The 15,697-nt window shown below is 43.0% G+C and carries 16 protein-coding genes; 10 read left to right on the top strand and 6 right to left on the bottom strand.

What is annotated here, in order from left to right; all coding sequences use genetic code 11:
- The 3 genes from ACGF7G_RS12375 to der all read left to right on the top strand — a co-directional run bounded on the left by ACGF7G_RS12375 (window position 1) and on the right by der (window position 3,455).
- Window positions 1–621, top strand: a complete 621-nt coding sequence (locus ACGF7G_RS12375) for a YfgM family protein (RefSeq protein WP_387465837.1) — start codon at window positions 1–3, stop codon at window positions 619–621.
- 13 nt (window positions 622–634) lie between these two features.
- Window positions 635–1,807, top strand: coding sequence for an outer membrane protein assembly factor BamB (bamB, locus tag ACGF7G_RS12370; RefSeq protein ID WP_387465835.1), 1,173 nt, complete (start codon window positions 635–637; stop codon window positions 1,805–1,807).
- A 163-nt stretch (window positions 1,808–1,970) separates the two neighbouring features.
- Window positions 1,971–3,455: a ribosome biogenesis GTPase Der gene (gene der, locus ACGF7G_RS12365; RefSeq protein ID WP_387465833.1), complete on the top strand. Its 1,485-nt coding sequence runs from the start codon at window positions 1,971–1,973 to the stop codon at window positions 3,453–3,455.
- A 23-nt stretch (window positions 3,456–3,478) separates the two neighbouring features.
- Here the strand turns inward: der and ACGF7G_RS12360 are convergent, their stop codons facing one another.
- From ACGF7G_RS12360 to hemF, 3 genes are all read right to left on the bottom strand, one after another.
- A complete protein-coding gene (locus ACGF7G_RS12360) occupies window positions 3,479–3,796 on the bottom strand; it encodes a protealysin inhibitor emfourin (protein ID WP_133814950.1) in 318 nt (105 codons plus the stop codon).
- Window positions 3,797–3,970: 174 nt separating this feature from the next.
- Complete coding sequence (prtS, locus tag ACGF7G_RS12355) at window positions 3,971–5,098, bottom strand: metalloprotease PrtS (RefSeq protein WP_387465831.1); 1,128 nt, start codon at window positions 5,096–5,098, stop codon at window positions 3,971–3,973.
- A 231-nt stretch (window positions 5,099–5,329) separates the two neighbouring features.
- Window positions 5,330–6,238, bottom strand: coding sequence for an oxygen-dependent coproporphyrinogen oxidase (hemF, locus tag ACGF7G_RS12350; protein WP_387465829.1), 909 nt, complete (start codon window positions 6,236–6,238; stop codon window positions 5,330–5,332).
- A 136-nt stretch (window positions 6,239–6,374) separates the two neighbouring features.
- On the opposite strand from hemF, the gene ACGF7G_RS12345 reads away from it, so the two are divergent.
- Window positions 6,375–6,806 carry a GNAT family acetyltransferase gene (locus ACGF7G_RS12345; protein ID WP_133814947.1) on the top strand — a complete coding sequence of 144 codons (432 nt, stop codon included), beginning with the start codon at window positions 6,375–6,377 and terminating at the stop codon, window positions 6,804–6,806.
- A gap of 43 nt (window positions 6,807–6,849) precedes the next feature.
- Here ACGF7G_RS12345 and ACGF7G_RS12340 read toward each other — a convergent pair whose 3' ends face one another.
- The gene (locus ACGF7G_RS12340; protein ID WP_387465827.1) at window positions 6,850–7,269 is read right to left on the bottom strand and encodes a YgiW/YdeI family stress tolerance OB fold protein; all 420 of its coding nucleotides are present in this window, start codon (window positions 7,267–7,269) and stop codon (window positions 6,850–6,852) included.
- Between the two features lie 169 nt (window positions 7,270–7,438).
- Between ACGF7G_RS12340 and ACGF7G_RS12335 the strand changes: the two genes are divergently transcribed.
- The 6 genes from ACGF7G_RS12335 to cysM all read left to right on the top strand — a co-directional run bounded on the left by ACGF7G_RS12335 (window position 7,439) and on the right by cysM (window position 13,118).
- Window positions 7,439–8,047: an RpoE-regulated lipoprotein gene (locus ACGF7G_RS12335; protein ID WP_387465825.1), complete on the top strand. Its 609-nt coding sequence runs from the start codon at window positions 7,439–7,441 to the stop codon at window positions 8,045–8,047.
- 245 nt (window positions 8,048–8,292) lie between these two features.
- Window positions 8,293–9,315, top strand: coding sequence for a sulfate ABC transporter substrate-binding protein (locus ACGF7G_RS12330; protein ID WP_387465824.1), 1,023 nt, complete (start codon window positions 8,293–8,295; stop codon window positions 9,313–9,315).
- Window positions 9,315–10,148 (top strand): sulfate/thiosulfate ABC transporter permease CysT, encoded by an 834-nt coding sequence (cysT, locus tag ACGF7G_RS12325; protein ID WP_387465822.1) that lies wholly within the window; start codon window positions 9,315–9,317, stop codon window positions 10,146–10,148. The genes ACGF7G_RS12330 and cysT overlap by 1 nt, the downstream gene beginning before the upstream one ends.
- On the top strand, window positions 10,148–10,993 hold the full coding sequence (gene cysW / locus ACGF7G_RS12320; protein ID WP_387465820.1) for a sulfate/thiosulfate ABC transporter permease CysW: 846 nt from the start codon (window positions 10,148–10,150) through the stop codon (window positions 10,991–10,993). The genes cysT and cysW overlap by 1 nt, the downstream gene beginning before the upstream one ends.
- A 14-nt stretch (window positions 10,994–11,007) precedes the next feature.
- Window positions 11,008–12,096, top strand: coding sequence for a sulfate/thiosulfate ABC transporter ATP-binding protein CysA (cysA, locus tag ACGF7G_RS12315; protein WP_387465819.1), 1,089 nt, complete (start codon window positions 11,008–11,010; stop codon window positions 12,094–12,096).
- Window positions 12,097–12,236: 140 nt separating this feature from the next.
- Entirely contained in the window at window positions 12,237–13,118 is an 882-nt protein-coding gene (gene cysM / locus ACGF7G_RS12310) for a cysteine synthase CysM (RefSeq protein WP_387465817.1), read from the top strand.
- A gap of 218 nt (window positions 13,119–13,336) precedes the next feature.
- On the opposite strand, the gene crr is transcribed toward cysM, so the two are convergent.
- Both crr and ptsI read right to left on the bottom strand, forming a co-directional pair.
- Complete coding sequence (gene crr / locus ACGF7G_RS12305; RefSeq protein ID WP_133814940.1) at window positions 13,337–13,846, bottom strand: PTS glucose transporter subunit IIA; 510 nt, start codon at window positions 13,844–13,846, stop codon at window positions 13,337–13,339.
- Window positions 13,847–13,894: 48 nt separating this feature from the next.
- Entirely contained in the window at window positions 13,895–15,622 is a 1,728-nt protein-coding gene (gene ptsI, locus ACGF7G_RS12300; RefSeq protein ID WP_387465814.1) for a phosphoenolpyruvate-protein phosphotransferase PtsI, read from the bottom strand.
- Window positions 15,623–15,697: the final 75 nt, after the last annotated feature.

The following is a 15,697-nucleotide window of genomic DNA, read 5'->3' as shown; positions in this document are numbered from 1 at the left end:
GTGGAAGTCTATACCAATGAAAACGAACAAGTTGACGCGATCCGCCGCTTTTTCGCCGATAATGGCAAAGCGTTGGTTTTCGGGCTAGTGCTGGGCGCTGGCGCGCTGATTGGTTGGCGTTATTGGCAATCTCATCAGACAAATCAATTGCAAGGCAGTGCGGAAGCTTTTGAACAGGTAAATCGTGGATTAATTTCCGGTGCAAAAGAGAGTCATACTGCTGCTGAGAAGTTTGCCGCTGAAACTAACAATAGTTATGGCGTGATGGCTCATATGCATTTAGCTCAACTAGCTGTTGAAAAGAATGAGTTAGCAAAAGCGGATCAATTTTTATCTGCGGCTGTTGGTCAGACAAAAAATGAAGATTTACTGGCTCTGGCTAATATTCGTTTAGCCAGGGTTCAATTGGCGGAAGATAAGGCGGATGCCGCATTGAAAACACTGGAACAGGTGAAAGGTTCCGGTTGGGTTGCCGTGGCAGAAGATATCCGCGGCGATGCGCTATTGAAAAAAGGGGATATTGCGGGTGCCCGTGCAGCTTATACCAAAGGTCTGGGATCAGATTCACCGCAGGCGATCAAATCGATGTTAAATCTTAAATTGAATAATTTATCCAGCTAAGGGGATCCTTTCAATGCAGTTGCGTAAAACACTCTTGGTTGGTCTGATTGCTTCTGTTCTGCTAGCGGGTTGTTCAAATGAGCAGGACACAGTAACTATGTCACCGTTGCCACAGGTTGAGAATCAATTTAGCCCAAAGGTTGTCTGGGATAAATCTGTAGGTGATGGTGTTGGTCGCTATTACTCTCACTTGACACCAACCTGGCAGGGTTCTGTTGTCTATGTCGCTGATCGTCATGGTATCGTTAAGGCGCTGGACATTGATAGCGGTAAAGAGATGTGGTCGGTAAATCTGGCTGAAAAAGCCGGTTTTCTCTCTTCCCGTATCCCGGCGTTGCTTTCTGGTGGCCTGACTGTTTCTGGGAATCATTTATATGTCGGCACTGAACGTGCCAAAGTCATCGCGCTGAATACCGAAGACGGCCAGATTGCTTGGGGATCTGAAGTTGTCGGAGAAGCGTTGTCGCGTCCGGTGGTGACTGATGGCCTGGTACTGGTTCATACCAGCAACGGTATGTTGCAGGCATTGAATGAGTCAGATGGTAAAGTACAGTGGTCTGTTAATATGGATACCCCATCATTATCGTTGCGTGGTGAATCAGCTCCGGCTGTGGCTTACGGTGCTGCGATCGTGGGGGGAGATAATGGCCGTGTCAATGCTGTGCTGATTTCTCAGGGGCAACTGATTTGGCAGCAACGTATTTCTCAGGTAACCAGTTCTACAGAAATCGGTCGTCTTAATGATGTTGATACAACACCGGTTATTTCTGAAGGCGTAATATATGCGATAGCCTATAACGGTAATCTGGTGGCGCTTGATATGCGTTCAGGCCAGATCCTCTGGAAACGCGATTTGGGTTCAGTGAACGAGATGGTTGTTTCCGGCGATCGTATTTACATTGTTGATCAAAACGATCGGGTGATGAGTCTGCGTCAAAGCGATGGTGTAACACTGTGGACTCAGACAAAATTACAACACCGCAACTTGACAGCGCCTGAAATGTATAATGGCTATCTGGTTGTTGGTGATAGTGAAGGCTATTTGCACTGGCTGAATATGGATGACGGTAAGTTCGTTGCTCAACATAAAGTTGATAGCTCCGGCTTAATGAGCCGTCCGGTTGTTGCCAGTGATAAGCTGATGGTACAGGCGAAAGACGGTACGGTTTATCTGTTTACCCGTTGAGTACTTCTACACTGTCTGTTTATCGGAAATAGAGAATAAAGAGTTGTTATAATCCCACGGCTCCTGAAAAGAACAGGGGCCGTTTCGTCTTTTTAGTGTTTTGTTACGGCTAACGATGAGTAGCAAAATACTGATTTCAAATTTAGTCATGAGGCATCAACAAATGACACCTGTCGTCGCTCTGGTAGGGCGCCCAAATGTGGGTAAGTCCACGTTATTTAACCGTTTAACCCGTACAAGAGATGCGCTGGTAGCGGATTTTCCAGGTCTGACCCGCGATCGCAAATATGGTCGGGCCGAAGTCGAAGGACAGGAATTTATCATCATTGATACCGGTGGTATTGATGGCACCGAAGATGGTGTTGAAACCCACATGGCGGCACAATCTTTGATGGCAATTGAAGAAGCCGATATTGTTCTGTTTATGGTGGATGCCCGTGCCGGGCTGATGCCGGCAGACCACGCTATAGCAAAACACCTGCGCAGCCGTGAAAAAGCCACTTTTTTGGTGGCGAACAAAACCGACGGTATTGATATTGATACATCCGTTGCTGAATTTTATTCGCTCGGATTGGGAGATATATATTCTATCGCCGCTTCTCATGGACGTGGTGTAACCCAACTTATCGAACGGGCATTGCTGCCTTTTTCCGGTAAAGACAAGGAAGAAGAGGTTGAGCTAACAGAGGAAGAAGCCAACGCAGCCTATTGGGCTGAACAGGAACGAAATGAAGCTGAAATGGTGGAAGAAGAGGAAGAGGATTTTGATCCCTTAACGCTGCCATTAAAATTAGCCATTGTTGGCAGGCCAAACGTCGGTAAATCTACTTTGACGAACCGTATTTTGGGTGAACAAAGGGTTGTGGTTTATGACATGCCGGGTACCACCCGTGACAGCATTTATATTCCAATGGAACGTGATGGTCGCGAATATATCCTGATTGATACTGCGGGTGTACGTAAGCGGGGTAAGGTTACTGAAACAGTTGAAAAATTCTCAGTCATCAAAACCCTTCAGGCGATTGAAGATGCTAACGTTGTACTATTGGTGATCGATGCCCGTGAAGGTGTTTCCGATCAGGATTTGTCGTTGCTAGGTTTTATTCTTAATAGCGGGCGCTCATTGGTTATTGCGGTCAATAAATGGGATGGCATGTCACAGGAAGATAGAGAGCAAGTGAAAGAAATGCTTGATTATCGTCTTGGTTTTGTTGACTTTGCCAGAGTGCATTTTATCTCCGCTTTACATGGCAGTGGTGTGGGTAACTTGTTTGACTCGATTCTTGAGGCTTATGACTGTGCGACTCGCCGGGTAAATACCGCACTGTTAACCCGTATCATGCGTATGGCAGAAGAAGACCATCAACCACCGATGATCCGTGGGCGCAGGGTAAAAATGAAATATGCCCATGCTGGCGGGTATAACCCACCTATCGTAGTGATCCACGGTAATCAGGTAGCTGATTTGCCCGATGCTTATAAGCGTTATCTGATGAACTATTTCCGTCGGTCCTTGAAAGTGATGGGGACACCTATTCGGATTCAGTTTAAAGAAGGGGCAAATCCTTTTGCTGACAAACGTAATACGTTGACACCAAATCAGATGCGTAAACGTAAGCGTCTGATGGCTCATTTGAAAAAGCGTTAATTCTAATAAAAAAAGGGGGGTGATTAACCACCCTTTTTGCTGGCATCCCATATTTGAGTAATTATTTCTGGTGTATCTAACTCTGGAAATGTGAAGTGATACGCTTCATTTCCGGTAGCGATGCAGAGCAGATAATAATGTTGGTCAGGGTATGATGATAGTGGCATAGAATCAGAGAAACTCCGTTCTATAGTCTGAATAAATAGTTGTTTTTGGTGGGGAGACAGTGATTTTAAATTCACTGTTTTATCTTGACCAAGACCAGGTGTAGCAGCAAATCCTCCTTGCAGGGAAATAGTGATTTTACTATCAGTTGTGAGCTTGATGATTTTATTATTCATGATATACCAGTTTTATACGGTTATTTTCTACGTTTCTACAGTATAGCGTGAAATTCGGCGTTAACAATTTTAGCATCTTTCATTAGCTATCTTTTTTTATTAATAGGGGCTGCCAGATTAGGTATTATAAATAATAGAATATCGCTGGTATTAAACCAGCGATATGTTTATAGATTAAATTTTAGTTTCTCCCTTATCTTCTTTTTTATCTTCCTTTTTGTCTCCTTTCTTATCTTCTTCTTTCGTTTCCACTTTAATGCCCACTTCTTGCCAGCTGTCTATAGTGGCTTTTTCAACATCCTCATCAAATAAATCACGAGCATGTTTAACGGTTAACTTGGCGAAGGATAAGAAGGTAGTATCGCGTGCAAGATCTTTATCCAGCAATGTGCTGTACCATATCTTTCCTGCTTTTTCCCATGCATATCCACCTAATTTTATCGCGAGATTATAAAAGGCTTTATTAGGAATACCTGAGTTAACATGAACACCACCATTGTCTCTATAAATCGGATAGTCTTTAAAATTATCCATATGACCAGGCTGAGGATCTTTACCAAGAAGAGGATCATCATATGCCGTTCCGGGTTCTTTCATTGAACGGATCCCTACACCTTTAATACCTTTGACCAGTAATTCTTCCCCTACAACCCAGCTTGCTTCATCAGCTTTTTGTTTTAGATAATGTTGCCTTACCAGTGAGCCAAAGACATCGGCAATTGATTCATTCAATGCGCCGGACTGGAAGAAATAGATCAAATCAGCTGTTTTTTCGATAACACCATGAGATAATTCATGGCCAATTACATCGATAGATGTGGTGAAGTTATTGAAAACCTTACCGTCACCATCACCAAACACCATTTGCCCTCTGCCCCAATACGCATTCATGTATTCTTTGCCGTAATGCACGGTGGCAATCAATTTCATTCCTTTATCATCTAATGAATTGCGATTAAAAACTTCTTTGTAGAAATTGTAAGTTGCTTCCAGATATTTATATGCGTTATCAACGGCTACGTCGCCATTATCTGGATCACCTTCATCTCGTACTAAAGTTCCGGGTAATTTGGTTTCATTTTTTGCATCGTAAATACTACGATGTAGAGTATCGCTGACAACTTTATCATCAGTATTATCAATAGAGTCTGATGTTTTAATAACACTGTCCAACATTAAACTCTGGGTATGATTTAATGTCATTAATACGTTATCTTTTTCACTTTCACTGTTATTCTTATAAATATTTTGTAGAATATACGGTGGTATTAAACCTTTGTAGTTATTGTTTTGTATTTGCATAAAATATCTCCTGGAATAAATTATTAGTTATTAATTAGAGTACTCTTTAGGTACATTTTCATATTAAACACGTTTCCATCGGATAGTCATCAGGGCCAGCCTGCTTCTTTTATGTTAAAGGATTGTTAATAAATTGTTATATAATTTATGTGAGGGATTTCTGTATTGGCCGTATTAAAAATATAAATAGTTAGGAATAATTGTTTATAATATTCCTAACATGATAAAAAATCATATCCAGTTTTTTACTGGTAGAAAGTCAATATATAAAGCAGCTTCCGCAGACCCTGGTTCAGGGTGATAGTCATATTCCCAACGTACTAATGGTGGCATGGACATTAAGATAGACTCTGTTCGTCCACCACTTTGTAATCCAAATAAGGTTCCCCTGTCCCAAACTAGGTTAAATTCAACATAACGACCACGGCGATATAATTGAAACTGTCGTTCTCGTTCGCTCCATAATATGCTCTTCCTTTTTTCCACAATAGGCAAATAAGCAGAAAGAAAACCTTTTCCTATATCCTGAGTAAAGTGAAAACAGTGTTCAAAATCAGGAGTATTTAAATCATCAAAAAATAAGCCGCCAATTCCACGCGCTTCATTACGATGTTTAATATAGAAATAATTATCACACCATTTTTTATATTTTTGGTAGAGAGTTTCTCCATATGGTTGACATATATTTCTGGCGGTAGTGTGCCAGTGAATAGCATCTTCCTCAAAACCATAATAAGGTGTCAAATCAAAACCTCCACCGAACCACCATACTGGCGCTTCACCTTCTTTTTCCGCAATAAAAAACCGGACGTTAGCATGGCTGGTTGGGATATAGGGATTTGAAGGATGAATAACCAGAGAGACGCCCATGGCCTGATAATTACGTCCGGTCAATTCAGGGCGATGGGCTGTTGCTGATGAGGGAAGCATGGTTCCTGACACATGGGAAAAATTAGCGCCGGCTTGTTCGAATATAGCGCCTTCTTTCATAATTCGACTGCGGCCACCACCGCCATCTTCCCGTTGCCAGCATTGCTCAATAAATTTCCCTTTGCCATCTGCCTGTTCCAGTTGCTGGCAAATTTCATTCTGTAATGAAAGGAAAAAAGATTTAATCTTATTGACATTTGGTGTGTTCATGATTCTTTTCTCATTATAATGCAGTGATTGCCATATTATACCTATTGGTGATAGAGAACACATTTTCGTATTGATTCCGGTGCTAAAGCGAAGATAATGTAAAATAGTTATTTCAATAAAAACAGGTTGGTTAGGAATGGAAATTCGGGTATTTCGACAAGATGATTTTGAAGCAGTGATCACCTTATGGGAACGCTGCGATTTACTTAATCCTGGTGTTGATCCTGAAATGGATATTGAGCGTAAGCTGACCCATGATCCTGACCTGTTTTTAGTCGCGGAAGTGGCGGGTGAAGTGGTTGGGACTGTTATGGGTGGTTATGACGGTCACTTTGGTTCGGCTTATTATTTGGGTGTTCATCCTGAATTCCGAGGACGGGGAATTGCGAATGCATTAATTTCCCGGTTGGAAAAAAAGTTGATTGCCCGTGGCTGTCCGAAAATCATGTTTATTGTTCCTGAGGACAATGATGCCACGCTTTATATGTGTGAAAAACTGGAATACGAAGATTGTCATCAAGAAAGTGTTGTTTTCAGCAAGCGTTTGATTATTGATCAGGACTATTGATCTGAGGCATGTGGCTGAATGAGTCTCATTCAGCCACAAATCACTAGTGCAATTTAGTCACTTTTTTCACATCAACTGTTACAGAACTCCACTCTTTATCGACTTCACCTTCAAGGCGAACTTTATCCTGAGGTGTTATTGTTTGACCATTCCAGTATTTGTGATCAATTTCGACTTCAATAACGCCTGTGTTATCACGGAATATGAAGTGATCGCCACGGATACGGGATTCGATATTTCCCTCCAGCACGACCCAACTGTCATCCCACATATTTTTAACTTGTTCAGTGGTTGAAATTCTTACATTGTTATCGATAAAACCACCTAGTGGTGCTGTCTGGGCATGAGGTTGGGTAACATTTGGACCAGAAAAACCACCAGATTGCATATGTGTGGTTTGGGCTGTTAATGGTGCACTGAATAAAGCAATCAGGGCGACGGTTGCAAATGTTTTTTTCATCATATTGATCTCATTATGGTGACTTATTTTTAGAAAAACAGTATATCGACAAGCGATATTTAATCAATGTGATATTCACTCATTGTTAATAATTTAAACTGTTCTCTGAAACTAACAACCGTGGTGTGATGTCTCAGTACCTATTTCTGTATTTAATCAAAAGGAGCCAGTTATGCAGGAGTTTTCTTTAGCTAACATTTTGTCAGGATTACGTTTTGCCACAATAGGTTGTTCATTGTTACTGGCCGGTTGTGCGGGCTCATCTGGTCTTTCATGGTCGAGTTTGTCGCCTTTTAGCTGGTTTGGTGGCTCGTTAAAAATCTCCGCTCAAGGGGTTGGGGAAATAAATAGTCTGACAGCAATGAATAAGGACGCGATAGATAAAGGGTTAGATGGGAAGTACCACTTACGCAGCGGCATGGAAATGAAAAATGGTCAGTTGGTGACGGTATTTCAAGCGATGGAGGGTGATCAACTGAAAATAGAACTTTTTGGTCAGGCAGGTGGAAAAGTCAGCCGTATTGATGTGTTGGATAAAGATATTGAAACCGTCTGGGGGACAAAGATTGGTACACCATTCTCGGCGCTTTATAACCGGGCATTTGATGCTTGCCGAAATACGGTGAGTCAATCAGAAAAGAGGGCAGTTATCTGCGTCTCTCCGCAGAGCAAGAATGTCAGTTATCTGTTTACAGGCAACTGGAATGGCCCGGAAGGTTTGATGCCTTCTGATGATGCTCTGAAAAACTGGAAAGTGGAACGTATCGTTTGGAAGCGGTGAAAAGCCGTTTCTGAGTGAAAGTACAAACTGAGTCTGTTTAGTAAACTTGATGTGTTTCTTGCGGAGCCGTAACAGGCCCGCATTTTCAATTAAAAACCTTACTATTTTTGCCATCTTATTGCGTTTCATACTTTCTAATTGCAATTTGGTATATTAAACGGCGATAGTTATCTACCCTGTTATAAATAAACTGGATACATTAGTCACCAGAGCGTTATTTGATGAAATAACGGATAAGGTGAGAAATGAAAAAGTATTCAGTAAACAATAAAATACTAAACGGACTGGTAGCAGTAACTTTATTAGGCAGCAGTAATGCCTTTGCTGTAGCGTTGTTAAACAGCTCTTATGACGTTGCGCGTGAGCTATTTTCCGCACTTAATCCTGAATTTGAGAAACAGTGGAATGAGCAGCATCCACAGGACAAATTGATAATCAAGCAATCCCATGCAGGCTCCTCCAAACAAGCACTGGCAATTCTCCAGGGGTTGCGGGCTGATGTGGTGACTTACAATCAGGTGACGGATGTGCAAATTTTGCATGATCATGGCGATCTGATACCGGCTGATTGGCAGAGTCGTCTGCCAAATAGCAGCTCACCTTACTATTCCACAATGGCATTTTTGGTGCGTAAGGGTAATCCCAAAAATATCCGTAACTGGCATGATTTAGTCCGTAAGGATGTCAAATTAGTCTTCCCAAACCCTAAAACTTCTGGTAATGGCCGTTACACCTATCTGGCTGCTTGGGGAGTGATTCAACAGGAAAATGGTGGAGATCAGGGTAAAACCCGCGAATGGATGAAACGCTTCCTGAAAAATGTCACCGTGTTTGATATCGGAGGTCGCGGAGCAACGACTTCATTTATTGAACGTGGTTTGGGTGATGTGCTGATAAGTTTCGAATCTGAAGTAAACAATATCCGCAAACAATATGGTGACGACAAATATGAGGTGATTGTCCCGCCAATAGATATTCTGGCGGAGTTCCCTGTTGCTTGGGTTGATAAAAATATTGTGAGAAACGGCACTGAAGAAGTGGCGAAAGCTTATCTGAATTATCTCTATAGCCCACAGGCACAGCAGATCATCACTGACTTTAATTATCGTGTCTGTGATAAAAACGTGATGGAGCAGCAAAAAGCGCGTTTCCCAAAAACGAAATTGTTCCGACTGGAAGATCAGTTTGGTGGTTGGTCACAAGTGATGAAAACCCACTTCAATACAGATGGCACACTGGATCAATTGCTGGCGGAAGGGCATAAGTAATGTTTGCGGTATCCAGTAAGCGAATATTGCCTGGTTTTGGGCTGAGTTTAGGTAGCAGCTTGTTCTATACCTGCTTGATTTTATTATTGCCCCTGAGTGCATTGGTTGTGCAGCTTTCCAGTATGACCTGGGAACAGTATTGGCAGGTTATTGCTAATCCTCAGGTAGTGGCGGCTTACAAAGTGACATTACTGGCGGCAGCGGTTGCCAGTTTATTCAATGCGGTGTTCGGTATGCTGATGGCATGGGTCTTAACCCGCTATCGTTTCCCTGGCCGGAGCTTACTGGATGGCTTGATGGATCTCCCCTTTGCGTTGCCTACCGCAGTAGCTGGGTTGACACTGGCAACGCTGTTCTCTGCTACAGGTTGGTATGGTTCACTTCTTGGGCACTTTGATATGAAAGTGGTGAATACCTGGTTGGGCATTGCGGTGGCAATGGCGTTTACCAGTCTGCCATTTGTGGTGCGAACTATTCAGCCGGTACTTGAAGAGTTAGGGCCGGAGTATGAAGAAGCCGCTCAAACATTAGGCGCTAGCCGCTGGCAAACTTTCTGGCGTGTAATCATGCCTGAATTATCTCCGGCTTTAATTGCTGGTGCTGCACTCTCTTTTACCCGCAGCCTGGGGGAGTTTGGTGCCGTGATTTTTATTGCAGGTAACATCGCATGGCAGACAGAAGTGGTATCACTGATGATTTTCATTCGCTTGCAGGAGTTTGATTACCCAGCTGCCAGTGCCATTGCATCGGTCATATTGGCGATATCCCTGATATTACTGTTTAGTATTAATACCTTGCAAAGCCGCTTTGGTAAGCGGATTGGAGGGCGCTAATGGCAGAATTATCGCAATTTTCTGTTGCGCAACGACCGCCTGTCAATTGGGGGAAATGGGGGCTTATCACAACAGGAGTCCTGTTTTCAGTCTTGCTGTTAGTGATCCCAATTGTATGGATCTTTATGACCGCCTTTTCCAAAGGAATTGGGGTGGTCACTCAGAATCTTTTAGATCCTGACATGTTACATGCCATCTGGTTAACGGTACTGATTGCATTGATCACCGTTCCGGTAAACCTGATTTTTGGTGTGATGATTGCCTGGTTGGTGACACGTTTTCAGTTTCCGGGACGGCAATGTTTGCTGACGTTAATCGATATCCCGTTTGCTGTGTCGCCGGTTGTGGCGGGTTTGCTCTATCTGCTGTTTTATGGTTCGAATGGCTGGGCAGGAAATTTGCTGGAACCTTATGATATTCAACTGATGTTTTCCTGGCCGGGCATGGTGTTAGTCACGGTGTTTGTGACTTGCCCGTTTGTTGTCCGGGAGCTGGTGCCGATGATGCTTAGTCAGGGAAGCCAAGAAGATGAAGCGGCAATATTGTTGGGGGCGTCTGGTTGGAAAATGTTTTGGCGGGTGACATTACCCAATATCCGCTGGGCGTTATTATATGGTGTGGTTTTGACCAATGCCCGGGCAATTGGTGAATTTGGTGCTGTGTCAGTGGTATCCGGTGCGATTCGTGGTGAAACTTATACATTGCCGTTGCAGGTTGAATTATTGCATCAAGATTACAATACCGTAGGGGCATTTACTGCGGCGGCGTTACTGGCGTTGATGGCAATGATCACATTGGTTGTTAAAAGTGCTTTGCAGTGGCGGTTAAGTCGCCAGCATAGTTAAGGTAGGAGCACAATATGAGTATTGAAATTAATAATATCAGTAAATATTTTGGTCGGACTCAGGTTCTGAGCGATATCACTTTGAATATTTTTTCTGGGGAAATGGTCGCTCTGCTTGGCCCGTCAGGCTCTGGTAAAACAACATTGTTAAGGATTATTGCTGGTCTGGAACAACAGACTGCGGGGAAGCTGAGTTTCCACGGTCAGGATGTGAGTCGCGTACATGCCAAAGATCGTCAGGTTGGGTTTGTCTTTCAGCATTATGCGTTGTTCCGGCATATGACCGTATTCGATAACGTTGCTTTCGGATTGACCGTTCTGCCACGGCGTAAGCGTCCTGATATGGCGGCTATTCGCCGTAAAGTTATGGCGTTGCTGGAAATGGTGCAATTGACTCATCTTGCTGAACGCTATCCGTCACAGCTTTCGGGTGGGCAAAAACAGCGGGTAGCGCTGGCGAGGGCATTGGCTGTTGAACCACAAATTCTGTTACTGGATGAGCCATTTGGTGCACTGGATGCTCAGGTAAGGATGGAACTACGCCGCTGGTTACGCAGGCTTCATGAAGAACTGAAATTTACCAGTGTCTTTGTGACTCATGATCAGGAAGAAGCGATGGAAGTGGCTGATCGGGTTGTTGTTATGAGCCAGGGGAATATTGAACAGGTAGGCACGCCACAAGAGGTATGGCGTTATCCGGCCAGCCGTTTTGTGATGGAATTCCTTGGTGAGGTTAACCATCTTCGTGGTGAGATTAAAGGATCCCAGCTTTTGATTGGCGGGCAACATCTGCCTCTTAAGGTAACACCAATCCATCAGGGGAATGTTGATGTATTCCTGCGACCGTGGGAGGTCATGATTAATTCGCAACCTACACCATCCAGTCCACTGCCTGTACAGGTGACTGAGGTTAGTCCTCGTGGGCATTTCTGGCAGCTTTCCGTCCAGCCACTGGGCTGGCATCAAGAGCCAGTTGCTATTGTTTGGTTTGATGAAACGTCAGTACCGACAAGAGGCAGCCGTTATTTTATTGGTGGTACTGAAGCCCGTTTATATGCGGGTGATAAACAACTGCAAACCCTTAGTTTAGCTCAGACCGCCTGACAATGATTTAAAATTTTGGTTGGTACCGATTTGCTCATCTTCTTACCGTCTGGAGATGGGCATTTTTTATTTAAAGTCTTGCGATATATTTCTGAATATGGTTATTTCGCTGTTCTATTAAATAAAAATAGGTAATAGCTGTGGCAAGCTTGGAACATTTTATAGGCAACACTCCGCTGGTAAAACTACAACGAATGACCGATAAGCTGGGTGTGGAAATATGGGTAAAACTTGAAGGTAATAATCCGGCAGGTTCAATAAAAGACAGGACAGCGCTGTCAATGATTCAGCAGGCTGAATTGCGGGGTGAAATTTTTCCCGGTGACGTATTGATTGAAGCCACCAGCGGAAATACCGGTATTGCGTTGGCAATGATTGCCGCAGTAAAAGGTTATCACCTTAAATTACTGATGCCTGATAATATGAGCCTTGAACGTCAGGCTTCTATGCGCGCTTATGGCGCGGAGCTTATTTTGGTGAGTAGAAACGTGGGTATGGAAGGCGCACGTGATTTAGCTCAACAAATGGCGCGTAATGGTGAAGGTAAAGTTCTTGATCAATTCAATAACCCGGATAACCCCTTAGCTCACTTTACGACGACCGGGCCGGAAATTTGGCAGCAAACACAAGGACGCATTACGCATTTTATTTCCAGTATGGGAACGACGGGAACAATTACTGGTGTTAGCCGCTATTTAAAAAGCCAGAATAACGGTGTTCAGGTTATTGGTTTACAACCAGCTGAGAACAGCCATATTCCAGGTATTCGCCGTTGGTCGCCAGCTTATCTGCCCGGCATTTTTCGAAAGGAACTGGTGGATCAAGTGTTGGATATCAAGCAGGAAGACGCTGAAAAAACTATGCGTTTGTTAGCTCACAAAGAGGGGATTTTTTGTGGGGTTAGTTCCGGTGGCGCTGTTGCCGGAGCATTAAGCGTTGCGGCACAGAATCCGGGTTCTGTCATTGTTGCAATTATCTGTGATCGGGGTGACAGATATCTTTCTACGGGGGTATTTAATTAATCTGATTATCAATGCCAGCCAGTATTGTAATGAAGGGCAGATATCAAAAGCAGTCATTTAGAGTGAGTAGAACAAAGTAGCGGTAAGTTCTGCTCACACTACCCGATTTCTGAATGTAAAGGTGATGTAAATCGAATACCGGAATAAAATAAAAAAACAGCCGGTATTGTCGGCCGTTTTTTTAATACAAAAAGGGTATTGTGGTAGTTAAAATATGGCTACTTTTTGATACGCATAATGGGCGTTTCACCAACAGTGACAGAACCACTCAGTTTGGACAATTCTTTAATTTCATCCATATTGGAAATAACAACAGGTGTCAGTATTGATTTCGCTCTTTCTTCAAGGAATTGAAGATCAAACTCCAAAACTAAATCACCTTTCTGTACACGCTGACCTTCTTCAGCAATGCGCTTAAAGCCTTCTCCTTTAAGCTCAACCGTATCAATACCAAAGTGGACAAATAGCTCAATACCGCTGTCCGATTCGATAGAAAACGCATGGTTGGTTTCAAATATTTTACCGATCGTCCCATCAACTGGTGCAACTATCTTACTGCCGGTAGGTTTTATAGCGATACCATCGCCAACAATTTTTTCGGCGAAAACAACATCTGGAACATCTTCAATATTGACAATCTCACCAGATAAGGGTGCGATAATTTCAATAGTGCCGCTGTTTTTTTTATCATCTGAAACCAGAGATTTCAGTTTATCAAACAGACCCATGAATCTTCTCCTAATTGTTTATACTGGACCGCGTTTTAACCGATATTGTTAGCACAGTGTTTTTTCTTTGATAAATGTATCAACCAACTCCATCACCCCCTGAGCGGTAGACTGAGAAAGGGATTGCTCAGCCAGCGCTTTTGCATCTTCGTAACGCGTATTACGAATGATTTTCTTGATGCGGGGAATAGAAATCGCACTCATACTAAACTCATCCAGCCCCATACCTAATAACAACAGTGTAGCACGTTCATCACCTGCAAGCTCGCCACACATCCCCGTCCATTTACCTTCAGCGTGTGAAGCGTCAATGGTTTGCTTAATCAGGCTCAACACTGCTGGTAGCATCGGGTTATAAAGATGAGAAATCAATTCGTTACCGCGGTCTACAGCAAGAGTATACTGAGTTAGATCGTTTGTCCCAATACTGAAAAAATCAACTTCTTTTGCCAAGTGACGAGCAATGACTGCTGAAGCGGGTGTTTCTATCATCACACCTACTTCAATTGCTTCATCGAATTTTTTACCTTCTTCGCGAAGTTGGCCCTTCAGCAATTCAAGTTCTGCTTTCAGTTGTAGTACTTCCTCAACAGAAATAATCATTGGAAACATAATACGTAATTTACCAAAAGCAGATGCACGTAAAATAGCACGTAACTGAGAATGTAAGATCTCTTTTCGATCAAGGCAAATACGAATTGCACGCCAACCAAGGAATGGATTCTCTTCTTTCGGTAGATTCATATAGGGCAGATTTTTATCACCGCCGATATCCATCGTACGTATAATAACCGCCTGGCTGCCCATTGCTTCAGCAACGGCTTTATAAGCCTGGAATTGCTCTTCCTCTGTTGGCAGTGTATCACGATCCATAAATAGAAATTCTGTACGGTATAAACCGACACCCTCGGCACCATTGCGTTCAGCACCAGTAACATCCCGGACGGTACCGATGTTGGCACAGACTTCAACCTGATGACCATCAAGAGTCATTGCAGGCAAATCTTTCAGTTTTGCAAGTTCAGCTTTTTCTGCCAGATATTCGTTCTTGGTTTTTTTTAGCTGTTCAATTTTTGTATCAGATGGATTGATATAAATATGGTTATTTACCGCGTCCAGGATCAGGTAATCACCGTTTTGGATTACGGCTGTCGAATTAGTGGTACCGACGATCGCTGGAAGTTCAAGAGAACGGGCCATGATTGAGGTATGGGAAGTACGGCCACCTAAATCAGTAATGAAACCAAGAATTTTTTCCAGATTGAGTTGCGCTGTTTCAGATGGGGTCAAATCGTTGGCGATCAGAATAACTTCTTCTGAAATTGAGCCCAGATCGACAATGGACATACCCAGAATGTTTTTCAGCAAGCGTTTACCGATATCACGCACGTCGGGGGCACGTTCTTTCAGGTATTCATCATCCAATTTTTCGAGGGCTTGGGCCTGAGTCTCAATCACGGAATAAACTGCGGCATCCGCAGCTTTGAAATCGTTTTTAATTAACGAAATAATTTCTTGCTCAAGTTCTTCATCTTCCAACAGCATGATATGTCCTTCGAAGATTTCAGCTTTTTCTTTTCCGAGGTTTTTTGCTGCTATATTTTTGATTATTTCTAACTGAGATGAGGCTTTTTCACGACCTTGCTTGAAATAGGAAATTTCCTGTTCGACTTGTTCTTGACTGATTTTTTTCTGATTGATAATAATTGGATCTTCTTTCAGTAATAATGCCTTACCGAAAGCAATGCCTGGTGATACTAATATGCCTGAAATCATGATGTTACCTAACTACTAATAATTATTCTTTAAAGAGCCAGCCCGCAGATAGTTTGCTGTTTTAGGAAATGCATT

The sequence above is a fragment of the Photorhabdus sp. RM323S genome (assembly GCF_042879375.1).
Lineage (GTDB): Bacteria > Pseudomonadota > Gammaproteobacteria > Enterobacterales > Enterobacteriaceae > Photorhabdus > Photorhabdus tasmaniensis.
Note: the sequence above shows the minus strand (reverse complement) of the source record. Positions and strands in the feature narration are given on the sequence as shown.

Excerpts from the sequence above, each read along its gene's own strand:
- cysT (WP_387465822.1), top strand. The coding sequence starts at position 9,315 with ATGTTTGCGGTATCCAGTAAGCGAATATTGCCTGGTTTTGGGCTGAGT.
- prtS (WP_387465831.1), bottom strand. The coding sequence starts at position 5,098 with ATGCAAATACAAAACAATAACTACAAAGGTTTAATACCACCGTATATT.
- ACGF7G_RS12360 (WP_133814950.1), bottom strand. The coding sequence starts at position 3,796 with ATGAATAATAAAATCATCAAGCTCACAACTGATAGTAAAATCACTATT.
- ACGF7G_RS12345 (WP_133814947.1), top strand. The coding sequence starts at position 6,375 with ATGGAAATTCGGGTATTTCGACAAGATGATTTTGAAGCAGTGATCACC.
- ACGF7G_RS12340 (WP_387465827.1), bottom strand. The coding sequence starts at position 7,269 with ATGATGAAAAAAACATTTGCAACCGTCGCCCTGATTGCTTTATTCAGT.
- cysA (WP_387465819.1), top strand. The coding sequence starts at position 11,008 with ATGAGTATTGAAATTAATAATATCAGTAAATATTTTGGTCGGACTCAG.
- cysW (WP_387465820.1), top strand. The coding sequence starts at position 10,148 with ATGGCAGAATTATCGCAATTTTCTGTTGCGCAACGACCGCCTGTCAAT.
- ACGF7G_RS12330 (WP_387465824.1), top strand. The coding sequence starts at position 8,293 with ATGAAAAAGTATTCAGTAAACAATAAAATACTAAACGGACTGGTAGCA.
- der (WP_387465833.1), top strand. The coding sequence starts at position 1,971 with ATGACACCTGTCGTCGCTCTGGTAGGGCGCCCAAATGTGGGTAAGTCC.
- bamB (WP_387465835.1), top strand. The coding sequence starts at position 635 with ATGCAGTTGCGTAAAACACTCTTGGTTGGTCTGATTGCTTCTGTTCTG.
- ptsI (WP_387465814.1), bottom strand. The coding sequence starts at position 15,622 with ATGATTTCAGGCATATTAGTATCACCAGGCATTGCTTTCGGTAAGGCA.
- crr (WP_133814940.1), bottom strand. The coding sequence starts at position 13,846 with ATGGGTCTGTTTGATAAACTGAAATCTCTGGTTTCAGATGATAAAAAA.
- hemF (WP_387465829.1), bottom strand. The coding sequence starts at position 6,238 with ATGAACACACCAAATGTCAATAAGATTAAATCTTTTTTCCTTTCATTA.
- ACGF7G_RS12335 (WP_387465825.1), top strand. The coding sequence starts at position 7,439 with ATGCAGGAGTTTTCTTTAGCTAACATTTTGTCAGGATTACGTTTTGCC.